Below are 12,073 nucleotides of genomic sequence, written 5' to 3'. Positions count from 1 at the left end.
ATCATCCAAAGGAGGCAGAGCGCCTTGCGGAACATCAGAAGCGGACGCGAACGCCACCATAGCCTGCGCGGCCCGGAGTGGCGAAACTGAACACCTCTTCGTATTGCTCGTTGATGAGGTTTTCTACGCGCGCAAACAACGAAATGTTGGGGCGCAACTTGTATTCGGCATTCAGGTTAACCAGTACATATTCCCTCAGGGACACGCGCACCGGAATGAAGCTTGGATTTGTAAACGCGACATCGGTCTGACGCCCGTTGTAGCGCACTGTCAACGTACCCGAAAAGCGCTCATCCTTGCTGAACACTGTCGCGTTGAAACTGCCGATATGCTTGGGGCGACGCACCTCGACTGTGCCGTTTTCTCGCGCATGAAGCCATGTGTAGGCGGCGTCCAGCCTGATCTGGGGAATTGGACGGGCGGCAAGGGCCACCTCAATGCCATGCTGTTTCGACAAAGTTGCACGGTTTGATGGCGTCGCTATGAAGGTCGGAGCGGGGAAGGTCGTGAAAATTTCGTCCTTCAGGCGGCTATCGAAATAGGTCGCGCTTATGGTGGCCTTGCCATCGCTGAAGCTTTGCTCGATGCCGGCTTCCCACCCTTCCGACTTCTCGGGCCTCAGGTTAGGGTTGCCAATATAGCGGCCATCGGAAAATCCATAGAGCTCGAAATAGCCCGGATTCTTGACCCCCGTTCCATAGGCACCGCGAACACGGGTACCAGTCGGGAGCGAATAACTGCCTTGAACCCGCCAAGTTGTGGGGTCATCAAAGCGATCATTTTCGTCATGGCGGATCGATGCACCAAAAGAGAATGCGTCGTTGATCAGCAGTTCATACTGCCCGACAATCCCGACATTGTCGGTCGATCTTTTTCCCTGAAACGCGAAGGATGACGGTGTGGTGTTCTGGAATTCTTCGCGCTCGACGTCGATTGCGGCGGTCAGGCGATGCCGGATGGCGTCGGTGCCCAGCCGCAGGCTCGATTCGAACGAGCCTTTGTAGCGGTTACCCTTGTTGCCGTAATCGAAGCCCGCAGCGTCGAAGCCCTTGCGCTCGCTCAACGCGACTTGCCCTGTCACTGCGTTCGTCCAGCGGCCGTCGAGCCCGATCAGTTCAGCTCTCACAAGACCATAGAAGGCCTTGTTTCTGAAGAACACGCCGGGGCTGTCGACGGTGAATCCGAATAGCGGGCTCGCCGGATTGTTCTCGCTGTTGTTGGTATCGGCTTCCGTGAAGCTGTAGCGGGCAACGCCGGTCAGTTTGAAGGTTTCGGACGGCGACCAGATGAGCTTGGCCGAAAGGCCTGCGATGTCGGAGCCGACATCCCTGCTGCCATTTCGTGCCGTGGGATAGCCGCCGGTGTGATAGTAAGCGCCAGACACAGCATAATCGAGATCGCCAGACACTCCGCCAGCACGCGCGCTTCCGGTGAAGGTGTTGAAGCTGCCGCCCTCTGCGCGCAAGCTGACCCCCGGAGCCTCCTTCCCGGTCAATGTCAGATACTGGATAACGCCGCCGATCGCGTCCGAACCGTAAAGCGAGGACTGCTGCCCTCGCAGGACTTCAACGCGGGCTTCGGGATCGGCAATGAGAGTGGCGAAATCGAACTCGCCAAAATACGGGTCCGAAGCTTCTATACCGTCAATCAGAACGAGGACGTGGTTGCCCTCGGAGCCGCGAAGCCGGAGCTGGGTGAGGCCGCCAGCAGCGCCGGTGCGGCTCACGGCAACGCCCGGCACATCGCGCAGAATGTCCGAAACAATCCGGGTCTGGCGCTGCTCCAACGCTTCGCTGTCCAGTACCGTCACCGACGCACCGAGCTTGTTTACGGCCACGGCCTCACCGGACCGTGACGCCGTCACGACAATGGTTTCTCCGCTGTCATTGGTTGTAGGCTGTCCCGGGTTCGACTGCGCGAAGGCCGGGCAGCTGGCTAGCGCCAGCGCAAACGTGGATACGAGAACAGGTTTCTTCATCGGGATACCCCCTTGGTGCCGAGCAACTGCGCGACGAAAAGGGGCAACCGGATCCATCAACTCCCAAGGCGAGTCGGGAGAGCGCACGAACGGTCGGCCAGGCCAACGCGAGTGGGCACAATTCACCCGCGCAGGACTAACCCTGCGGCCCCAGCCGCAATGGTTCGTCGCTCAGACGGAGGTTACCGTGCCATGGCCATCCCCTGGACCGCAGCAAGAGCGACCAAACGCCGGCAGGTCTCCTGGCTCGCGGGTCATAGCTTGATGCACGGCCTTCCCAGGCCGCGCTTGGACAAGCGTAAGGCCCAGTGGCTGCTTCCGCCCGAAGGTGGAAGCGATGTGCATCGCGCTCGCCGCTTACAGTTGCAGGGACAGCCTCGGATTCGGATCAGCCAAGGCCGCTCCTCACCGTGTTCCCGAATTAAGCCCTCTCGGGCACCGGCGCGATCTGTTGACAACGGTCTTAAACCGTTGACGTTGATCCACTAGTCGAAAGTCGCCCGAAAGCCAATCCCTTAACGACTGGCATCGGAACGACGCCAAGCCTCAACGATGGCAGGATTTTCAAGCAACCGTTCCACCGCATCCACATTATAGGTCGCGAGCGAAATGAGGTTGTCCCCTCGGCGTATTTTGGATGTCCCGGAAATTTGCAGTCGGCCATCTTTCGACCACCGGTTGCGTTCGGCGGGGGTGAGCGACAACAGCTTCTCAATCTGCTTGAGACTAAGGGGTTTCGAAGCGATCCGGCGGAGCCTGTCGCGAAGCTCATCGACAAGCATTTCAGCAGAGCCCAACTGATCGGGTTGAAATCTGCAAACTCTTCCGGGTTTGTCGATTGCGCTGCCACTCTTCGCCATGAGTAGCCGCATGGTAGCGTCGCGCTCGCCCTTATGGACCACAAGGCCAATCGGCATCGGCCCATCGAGGTCTACCTCTACGACCAAATGGTCATTGTCTTTCTTGAGGGTGACCAAGCGGCGGATTGCCATAACGTCAGGCACTATATGACATTTGCATTGCAGGTGTCTCCGGTCCGGACGCCACGAACCAAGACCAAGTCGCCACGTGAGGTGGTCAGCAGCTTTCTCCTGGCGCGCGCCCGCAGCGCCGGGGCCGCTGAAAGACCCAGTCACATCGATTCGTCGCTCAGACGGAGGTTTACCGTGCCATGGCCATCCCCTGGACCGCAGCAAGAGCGACCAAGCGCCGGCAGGTCTCCTGGCTCGCGGGTCACAGCTTGATGCACGGCCTTCCCAGGCCCCGCATGACTTAGCGTCCGGCCCAGTGGCTGCTCCCGCCCGAAGGTGGAAGCGATGTGCATCGCGCTCGCCGCTTACAGTTGCAGGGACAGCCTCGGACTCGGATCAGCAAAAGCCGCTCCTCACCGTGTTCCCGAATTAAACCCTCTCGGGCACCGGCGCGATCTGTTGACAACGGATTTTAACCGAAGTCAGCGGCAGTATAATTGACATACAGGATAAAACCAAGCTGTGTCTTGAAGTGATAGCGTTTTCCTTTGGCCCCATCACCGAAAATCCGAGATTTCATGGGCAAATGGTTCGCCATAAATCGAATTGACGCGATTGATAATCCCGCAAGCTTTGTAGTGGGAAAGATGCAAGTAATCGGTCTGCGTAGTTTCGCTGCACTGCTTGAAACGGGTTCCTCAATGGACCGATCCGTTTTCTATGATGGTGTGGCCTATGAACTTCGACGGCGGAAGTCGGAACTGCATATCGATGCTGAAATTCGACCGGCAAGTTTGCGGTATGTTTCCGAATGGCTCGTTCAACAGCTTACAGCGTTTGTCGGTGCCTCGCGCCCGATCTTCATCGCCGACACTCAGCCTGATGTTCATTTAACGGATATGGCTCTGAGCTTCTGCCCAATCGTGGAAAGGCCTTGGCGGCGGATCACGCAAGAGCTGCCTTTCTGGTATGTTATGTGATCCAACTGCCGCCATTGCAGCGTATCGGCCTGGACCATCGTTGTCCGCGGCGATGTAAAGGGTGCCAACTTGGTCCGGAACGTTGATTAGCGCGAGACGCTTATTCCCGAGTGCTGCCCAGCAAGGGACTCCTTTGATCTGAGTATAGCTCGCCGCATCCTCCATGCCCTCAGCAATGGCGAGCACGTCGCCCTCGAACTGCGGTGCCCACGCGCCCCGTTCAGGCTTTCCGAGCATGAATTTGCCATCATGCCATGTTCCGTCGTTGGTCAGCCTGATCCGCTGGATGGCCGTCATCCGGTGCCCGGTTCTGACACCGACCAGTATCGCGGGCCGGAAGGTGGTCTTAGGCTTGCGGCCGAATGGGCACCGCGGATGGAAGCGTAAGTCGGGGAGGTCGATTGGCAGCCGCCGCGACCGAAGGTAGACTTCACCGAGCGTTCCGCGGATCTCCGTGGCCTGATCCCATATCCTTCTGACGTTTGGCGCAGTTCGTTCTGGCTGATAGCTTGGGGCAGAGGAATTCAGGATCGGTTTGGTCCGACCGATTTCGCGCAGGACATCCTCGCTGCGGCATCCCGCAAAACAGTGGACCAGAATACCCCGCTCGCCCTGCCGGACTGAAAGTGACGGCGTTCGGTCTGCATGCGCAGGGCAGATGCACATCGCGTAGGAACCGTGCCAACGGCCCTTCAGCGCAGCAACGATGTCGATGGTCTCCTGGGTGGGTTTGAGCGCAACTAGCATAAACTCGCTCCTCTCAGCTCAGCCTCACCATCTTTCCCCTCTGGATCGACCCGACCTTCTCCGGCACGGCTCGCGATGGCCAACGCCGCTTTCGTCTGTGCGATGCCAGATTCTGGGCGATTGCCATGCGCCGCCTGTTCATTTAGAAAAGTGGGGCGATATCCGAACCACGCCGAAAGGTGTGGTCATGAAAAATCTTCTATTTTTGCTGGTCGCTTTGACGCCGACGCCATCATCGGCGCGCGAAGCCATGCTCGACGTGTTTGTGCCAGAGGCAAAACCGGATTTTGCTGTGCTCCGCCCACAGTTGCGCGGGGCGGTCGATCTCGAGCAATCAGTGGAAGTGCCTCCGGCTCCAGTGGATGCGTTTTCACCAGAGTTGCACGGCGACTTTGAGTTGGTCCCTCACAGCTTCACGATCAATCCCTATGCCGCGCGTCCCGCTGTTCCTTCGTGGATGCGGGCAGGTGCATCATTCATGAGCCCTGCTTCTTCACCATTCCGCCCTTCGCAGGATGACCCACTCTGCCAGTCCCGCAGCTTCTTCCCGCGATATGGTATCAGCGGCGATGCTCAGGCTCGCCGGACCGCCTATTTCAACCTGATCGTCGACGTCGCTTGCGATGCCGGCGTGCCCGTTGTTCTATTTGACGCCTTGCTGGCGCAGGAAAGCAGATATCGTCCCTTCGCCCGAAGCAGTGCCGGTGCGATGGGCATGGCTCAGCTTATGCCCGGTACGGCCCAATATCTGCGTGTCACCGACCCTTGGGATGTGCGGCAAAACCTTGTCGGCGGCGCGCGGTATCTGCGCGAGCAGTTGGATCGCTTCGGGACATGGGAGCTTGCACTGGCTGCCTATAATGCAGGCCCGGGACGCGTGGACCAATTTGGCGGTATCCCGCCGTTTCGTGAGACCCGCAACTATGTGCGTACGATCATGGGCTCAATTGGCATTCCGAATTCGACCGGCGGCGTGTCGCTGACTTCGGCAGCACTTCCCGCGCCCAATCCGTTTCGCAGGGTAATGCTTGCCTCATTCGATGGACGATCAGACGTCCCAGAACACTGAGAAACCGACGTGCCAAGCATAGTACACGCTGATTGCCAGGATGACTGGCGCGCCCTTGAGGTAGTTGAGCTGCCAGCGCAGCCAGAGCTTCGGGATGACCAGAGCTTTCTGGAGCCCCGTTTGGTGCGTGGGTCGCCACCTGCCACTCCGCCAGTCGTCAGCCGTGACGACAACTGAGAGCACTGCGCAGATCAGCGCCATCATTCCCACGCCGATGTAGAGCGATGTCCAAGCGATAAGGGCTTCCTGCTTCATGAGTCGGACCTAGTGCATCGATGATCGAACAGAGATACGCATATTCGAAGCCCTTGTATCCCCCTGGCCGAATACTGCCTTTCTGCGGCCGAGCAGCGTGTGGCCGAGATTGAGCTCACCGCTGCGGGCGCGCCGCACCAGTGCTTGCATGTATGCATCGGGGGTCTTGCGGATTTGTCCGTTGGCCAGGTGATGCCCGGTGATTAGCGCGCAGAGGAGTGCGATCTCTGTCCCTAGCATGGCGCTTGCCCGAGCGGCTGTAGCCTGACCTATCTGGCAGACGCGAGCGACCGCGTGAAGCTCGGTCAGGCCGGGCCGTCTCGCGATTTCGACCATACCGTCGATGAAAGGGAAGAGGGCAGAGGCTTCGGCCCAAACGAACCCCGATCGCTGGATGCCGTAGACATCATTCGTGTCGGCAGAGACCAGCGCGTTCTGACAAGCATCGGCTGTTTCTTGCTTCACCCTGTCGGCATCAGGCGTGGTTCGAACGTCATCAGGTTCCCGTCGGCAAGCGCCCTCCGCCAAGCCGGATACAGATTCAAGAGCTTCTTCAGGACTGTATTGATGGTGGCCATCCCGGCGCACCCTAGTGTCCCCGGAAGGTGTCAGCGACGCAATCTCGCCGAGCGATATGCGCTCTGACAACCGATCAAGCAGCCGCGTTGCGACCTCGGCGAGGCGGCCGAGCACGCCGATCGCGTCCATGGATCCTTTCCGCCTCTGGTATATGCGCCGCGCCGCAGCGATCGCATCGAGCTTCTTTCTGGCCTTGTCAGCCCAGGGGTGGCCCTGCTCGAACGGCCGCAGCAGCCGGTAGGCGCTGCTTGTTGCCTTTCGAATCTCCTTGGGCAGGATCAGGTTCTGCTCGGCCAGGGCCTTTTCGGTGGCGGCGAGCTGTGTGAGGTAATCTTCGAGGAGGAGCAGCGGGGCTAGCGACCATCCTGAGGCGTCAGAGCGATCCAGGCTGTCTCGTGATCCAAGAAATCGTTTGCCGTTGCCCGCGAGGCAATAGGGGATGATCAGGCCGTATTCGGCAAGGCGCCTGATGTTCTTGCGCGCGGCGGTCCATCCTATCCGGCATTTGAGATGGTCGTTCGAGGCGGCGATGAGGGGGCCGCAGCGGCTGTCCCAGTCGATATTCATGGCGGCGATGCTCGCGGCGGCATCGTAAAGATCGCGCCAGACGATCCTCGGAACATCGATAGTCACGGGCGGCATTCTCACGAAGGTCTCGATGATATCGAGCAGTTTGCGCCGCCGCTGTCTGCCTGCACTTTCGGTCCCGGTATGTCCGAACCCTCGCATCATCTTGCTGACGCGCGCAGCATGTCTTGCCCGATCTGCCGGGTCTTCCATGAAGGCGATCTTGGTCAGCTGTTCGGTCTCGAGCATCCCCAGTTTTGGCAGACAGGCGCCGATCGCTGCTGGCCCTCCCCGGCGGCGGCTATCCACCTCCCAGGCTGCCTGATTCTGGACAATAGTCATCCCTTCGCTTCCTCAGTCCTGAGGTGCGGCACAGACAAAAAACATTGCCCGCAAACGTTGCGAAAAATGCTTGCAAGTTGTGAGGGAGCAGGTAGCTTGCCGGTGTCTCTCGCCACGCTTTGGCGCGGCAAATTACAGCTTCCTTCGAAAGGCCCGGGCGCTGCCCGGGTTTTTCATGTCTGCGTCGCTGACCTCCCTTTCATATGCACCAGCTGGTGCGGCGATTCTTGGCAGCGTTCGGGCGCGTTTCATCGCGCGCAGAAGCGCTTGTTTGCCATTCGGTCTGTTGCTAGAAAGCGAGGTGAACTTGGCGCTCTGGCAACAGGATGCGTTAAAGGGGGTCCCGTTGGCGCGGGGCCCCCTTTCAATTTCAGAGCATCATCGGTTGTCCTTCAGATGTTTCAGGTGGCCTGACGCTCAGCGTTTTCGCCACGATTGCCGTGATGATCGCCTCTCGGGACGACAGATTATCCCTTTTGAGGGCATAGCGTGGATGGTACGCTAAACAACGCTAAGGGCGAACAATCAGCGAACGCTTATGCGACGCGGCTATCCGGCGGGAGATTGAGGGCCTTGCGGCCAGCGGAAGCGGCTGCGCGATCCCAGAGGAAATCGCCGGAGAAGGCAATATGCTCCCAACCCACGGGGGACGTATGGGCGAGCAGATAATCAGGCACCGCGACCGAGGTTGATCGTAGATGCTGGGCGGCAGCATCCATGTAGATCGTGTTCCAGTAGACGATCGCGGCGATGACTAGATTGAGGCCGGATGCCCGATATTGTTGCGCCTCATGGCTGCGGTCGATGATCCGGCCTTGGCGGAAGGTGTAGATTGCCTGCGTCAGGGCATGGCGTTGTTCGCTGTTGTTGAGACCAGCATGGCATCGCTGGCGCAGATCGGGATTTTCCAGCCAGTCCAGCATGAACAGGGTTCGCTCGATCTTGCCGATTTCCTGTAGCGCGACGTCGAGTTGGTTCTGCCGTTCGTACGCGGCGAGCTTTCGCAGCATGACCGATGGCGCGACATGGCCGGCCTTGATCGAGCCGACGAGGCGCAGCACGTCATCCCATTGTTCAGCGATGATGTCGGTGCGGATACGCTTGCCCATTAGCGGGGCGATGGCCGGATAGGCCTTAACCGGCGCGATCGGCGCGAGGCGCCGGTCTGGAAAGTCGCGCAGGCGCGGGCAGAAGCGAAATCCCAGCATCGCGCACAGGGCGAAGACATGATCGGTCGCCCCGCCAGTGTCGGTGTAATGCTCGACGATTTTCAGATCGGTGCCGTGGCTGGTGAGGCCGTCGAGAACATAGGGTGCCTCATGCGTCGCGGCAGAGATCACGTTGACGTGGTAAGGCGCACGCTGGTCGGAAACATGAGTGTAGAAGCTGAAGCCATGATCGACGCCATAGCGGGCGTTGATATCGCCGCCCGATGCACCGCGCTTCGCGCCCCTGAAGAACTGGCCATCGGAACTGGACGTTGTGCCGTCGCCCCATACGCGCGAGAATGGCAGGCGGTGATGCGCGTTGATGAGCACGGCCAGCGCCGCGCAGTAGCTGTCGTCGCGGATATAGGCGTCATGGGTCCACAGGAGCTGGTCGCGCGTCACGCCCTGGCTCGCGGCAGCCATGCGCGACAGGCCGAGATTGGTGGCATCCGCAAGGATGGTGGCGAGCAGCGCGTTTTCGTTGGGGCACGCTTCGCCGGTGCGCAGGTTCGTGAATGCAGCAAGAAAGCCGGTTTCCTGCGCCACTTCATGCAGCAGCTCGGTGATGCGGATGCGGGGCATCATCGCATCGAGCCGGTCAGCCAGCGCTTCGGCATCGGGCATCGCGATCGTGCGAACCGGGGATATCTGGAGGCGGCCGTCGCGGAACCGCACACCCTCCAGAGCGTCGCGCTTCAGGCGCTGGGCAAATTTCTTCAGTCGCCAGTCCAGTTCGCGGCCCCGTTGTTCGAGCCATTCGCTGGCTGTGGGTGGCAGACCAAGAGCCGACACGATTGGCTTCGCCTTCGGTTCGCTGAGCAGGTAGCTGTCGAACTGGCGGTATCCCGCCGATCGCTCCACCCAGACATCCCCCGAACGCAACTTGTTGCGCAGATGCGCGATCGTTGCGATTTCCCAGAGCCGCCGGTTGATCTTGCCGTTATCGCCAACGACGATTTTTCGCCATTCTTTACGGAAGGGCATCGGAGCGTCGGTAGGAAGATCGCGTTTGCCCGACCTGTTGAGGTCGCGCAGCATTTCGATGGCAGCGATCGTTTTCGCACTGCCCTTTCCGGCCCTGAACTGGAGCGTCTCAAGCAGGTCGGGGGCGAACTTGCGTAACGTCGCATAGCGGTCGGCCGCGACCGTCAGCGGATCGAGGTTGGCGGTTTCCGCGATGCTCGCCACTTCCGGCCTCGCCTTCATCAGGGTGTTCCACCCGACCGATGCGTCCAGGACCTCAATTGGATCTTCGCCAGTATCGACCGCATCGGTCAGCGCATCGATCGTTCTGCGAAAGATCAGCATCAGCCGCGCCACGTTCTTCGATGTGGCGGCATAGCTACGCGCCTGGGCATTCTTCGCGCGGGTGAAGATGCTGCCGATCAGCTTGTCCGCCATCTCCAGAGCGCTGTCGGTCAGCTGCTCTTCAAGATCGAGCAGGAAGGCAACCAGCGTGGCGCGCCGCCGGGAGGGAACGTATCGCTCGATCATATAGGCAGGCGATGCACGGCCTTCCCGGACATATTGCCGGAAGCGGTCCGCGTGGATGCGGCCAGCCACGTCCGGGGAGATGCCGATCTTCCGCACTTGCCGCAGGCGGTCGAGAATCTGGCGGATATGATCGGGCCTTGCCGCGATGGGAATGGTCTTGAGCGAAGCGAGCTGGCTCATGCCCCCGGCGTCGTCAAAGAGCTGGTCGAGGGCGTGGACCTGTTCAGCGCTGAGATCGTCGATCAGGGCATAGGCGGCTTGCTTGCGGGCACGCGCGCGCCCCGCGCTGCTGGCACGCTCGATGGTGGAGATGGACGGCAGCAGAATCCGGGCCTCACGAAGGGCGGTGACAACACCGGTCGCTATCGTCATCCCCTTGTCGGTCGCCCATGCCGTTTTCGTGGCCGCTTCGATCATGAACGGAATATCGGCACGCGTCGGCCCTCGCAGTCCCAAGCGCGCGGCTAGCTCGCGAGCATGGTCCGTCATGGTCTGGTCCCTCGCCGCATAGTCAGCCAGATCCGTGACGCGCAGGCCAAGCTGTTCTGCGACGAAGGCGGCGAGATCATGGGGCATCGCTCCCCTGTTCTGTATCAACTGCGCCAGTGTGATGCCCGGGTGGCGCAAGAGCGCGAGTTGCAGCGCGACGCCCAACTGGTTCCGTCGTTCCCGTCGCGCGCCGATGATCTCGATGTCCGCAGGCTCGAAGGTGTAGAGCCGAGCCAAGTGGTCGCGATCGGTCGGGATGGCAAGGATCTGATTGCGCTCGCTCTCGGTCAGGAGTTGATGCTTGCGCTTCGTCATGCCGATTCCCGTCCACAAAAGGTCAACTGCGCCTATGGACAGCCATGAGTAAAGAGACATAGTATGTGGACGGCTATGGGCGGGGTGAAGCGGTCGCCCTTCAGAGCGTCCACAGAACGACCGTTTGGGAGACACGATAGATGGGCGGCATTCTGGGCTACGCCCGCGTCAGCACCGGCGATCAGGATGTGGCGGGCCAGACCATGCGACTGGAGAATGCCGGCGCCATCAAGGTGTTCACCGATGTAATATCGGGAAAAAGCATGGAGCGGCCTGGACTGGCCGAACTGATCGCCTATGCCCGCAAGGGTGACACGCTCGCCGTGGTCCGCCTCGATCGGCTTGGGCGTTCGCTGACTGAACTGCTCGCCACAGTCGAAACTTTGCGCAGCCAAGGCATCGCCCTCCTGAGTCTTGAGGAAAAAATCGACACCTCGTCGGCCGCCGGCGAACTCATCTTCCATGTGTTCGGAGCTATCGCCCATTTCGAGCGGCGGCTAATCTCTGAGCGGACCCGCGATGGGATCGCCGCTGCACGCGCCAAGGGCAAGCAGCCTGGCCGTCAGCCGCTCGACATGTCCAAGGTGGATGCGGCCATCAAACTGGTCGAAGCCCGTATCTCGCCGACAGAGGCAGCACGGCAACTCGGCATCGGCAGATCCACCATCTATCGCGAAATGCGCCGCCTTGGCGTGGAAAGGCCTGCCTGAATGTCCAGATTGAAATCTGCTCACGATCTGTCCGGGCTGATGAAATATGCGGATCGTGCTCCGTGGGACGAGGCGATGGATGAAATGCTGTCCGCGCATCTCGGTCCGGCATGTGAAGCGACCGGCCTCGAACCCGACGCCATATTCGAGATCATCGGTGATCATTGGCAAGGGCCGCTATGGGGCTGCGCCTTTGAAGATCTGCTGACACAGGAACTGGAACCTGACGGTCGCAATCTGGTCGATGACTATCTCAAGCGCCGAGGCTGGAACGAGAAGGCGCCGAACAAGGCCTATATGCGCGCGCTGCGGGATACGATGATGTCGCTCTATGAGGTTAGCGAGGTCGTCCCCGGTCAGTCGATGACC

The 12,073-nt window shown here is 60.2% G+C and carries 9 protein-coding genes, 1 pseudogene and 2 riboswitches; of the genes and pseudogenes, 4 read left to right on the top strand and 6 right to left on the bottom strand.

Going from position 1 to position 12,073, the window contains the following annotated elements; genetic code table 11:
• Nucleotides 1-34: 34 nt before the first annotated feature.
• A complete protein-coding gene (locus NJ75_RS00050) occupies nucleotides 35-1,978 on the bottom strand; it encodes a TonB-dependent receptor plug domain-containing protein (protein ID WP_039330622.1) in 1,944 nt (647 codons plus the stop codon).
• Between the two features lie 215 nt (nucleotides 1,979-2,193).
• Nucleotides 2,194-2,436, bottom strand: a riboswitch (cobalamin riboswitch).
• A gap of 57 nt (nucleotides 2,437-2,493) precedes the next feature.
• The gene (locus NJ75_RS00045) at nucleotides 2,494-2,970 is read right to left on the bottom strand and encodes a hypothetical protein (protein ID WP_039330621.1); all 477 of its coding nucleotides are present in this window, start codon (nucleotides 2,968-2,970) and stop codon (nucleotides 2,494-2,496) included.
• A 202-nt stretch (nucleotides 2,971-3,172) separates the two neighbouring features.
• A riboswitch (cobalamin riboswitch) is annotated at nucleotides 3,173-3,415 on the bottom strand.
• A 112-nt stretch (nucleotides 3,416-3,527) separates the two neighbouring features.
• Here NJ75_RS00045 and NJ75_RS24685 point away from each other — a divergent pair.
• Nucleotides 3,528-3,929 carry a hypothetical protein gene (locus tag NJ75_RS24685; RefSeq protein ID WP_152998733.1) on the top strand — a complete coding sequence of 134 codons (402 nt, stop codon included), beginning with the start codon at nucleotides 3,528-3,530 and terminating at the stop codon, nucleotides 3,927-3,929.
• On the opposite strand, the gene NJ75_RS25500 is transcribed toward NJ75_RS24685, so the two are convergent.
• A complete protein-coding gene (locus NJ75_RS25500) occupies nucleotides 3,840-4,595 on the bottom strand; it encodes a DUF7146 domain-containing protein (RefSeq protein ID WP_419470515.1) in 756 nt (251 codons plus the stop codon). The two genes, NJ75_RS24685 and NJ75_RS25500, sit on opposite strands and share 90 nt — an antisense overlap.
• A 268-nt stretch (nucleotides 4,596-4,863) precedes the next feature.
• On the opposite strand from NJ75_RS25500, the gene NJ75_RS00030 reads away from it, so the two are divergent.
• Nucleotides 4,864-5,745, top strand: coding sequence for a lytic transglycosylase domain-containing protein (locus NJ75_RS00030; protein ID WP_052241776.1), 882 nt, complete (start codon nucleotides 4,864-4,866; stop codon nucleotides 5,743-5,745).
• Here the strand turns inward: NJ75_RS00030 and NJ75_RS00025 are convergent.
• From NJ75_RS00025 to NJ75_RS00015, 3 genes are all read right to left on the bottom strand, one after another.
• Nucleotides 5,725-6,000 carry a hypothetical protein gene (locus tag NJ75_RS00025; protein ID WP_039330618.1) on the bottom strand — a complete coding sequence of 92 codons (276 nt, stop codon included), beginning with the start codon at nucleotides 5,998-6,000 and terminating at the stop codon, nucleotides 5,725-5,727. The genes NJ75_RS00030 and NJ75_RS00025 overlap by 21 nt on opposite strands.
• A gap of 9 nt (nucleotides 6,001-6,009) precedes the next feature.
• Nucleotides 6,010-7,395 carry a helix-turn-helix domain-containing protein gene (locus tag NJ75_RS00020; RefSeq protein ID WP_039330616.1) on the bottom strand — a complete coding sequence of 462 codons (1,386 nt, stop codon included), beginning with the start codon at nucleotides 7,393-7,395 and terminating at the stop codon, nucleotides 6,010-6,012.
• A 629-nt stretch (nucleotides 7,396-8,024) separates the two neighbouring features.
• A complete protein-coding gene (locus NJ75_RS00015) occupies nucleotides 8,025-10,994 on the bottom strand; it encodes a Tn3 family transposase (RefSeq protein WP_007015734.1) in 2,970 nt (989 codons plus the stop codon).
• A 140-nt stretch (nucleotides 10,995-11,134) separates the two neighbouring features.
• On the opposite strand from NJ75_RS00015, the gene NJ75_RS00010 reads away from it, so the two are divergent.
• Together NJ75_RS00010 and NJ75_RS00005 are read left to right on the top strand one after the other, a co-directional pair.
• The gene (locus tag NJ75_RS00010; protein WP_007015735.1) at nucleotides 11,135-11,704 is read left to right on the top strand and encodes a recombinase family protein; all 570 of its coding nucleotides are present in this window, start codon (nucleotides 11,135-11,137) and stop codon (nucleotides 11,702-11,704) included.
• Nucleotides 11,705-12,073: pseudogene (locus tag NJ75_RS00005) on the top strand (hypothetical protein); the annotation flags it as partial. It abuts the gene before it with no gap.

It is taken from the genome of Novosphingobium subterraneum, from assembly GCF_000807925.1.
Classification (GTDB): domain Bacteria; phylum Pseudomonadota; class Alphaproteobacteria; order Sphingomonadales; family Sphingomonadaceae; genus Novosphingobium; species Novosphingobium subterraneum.
The sequence above is the reverse complement of the archived record's forward strand: the minus strand, read 5'-3'. Positions and strand labels throughout refer to the sequence as shown.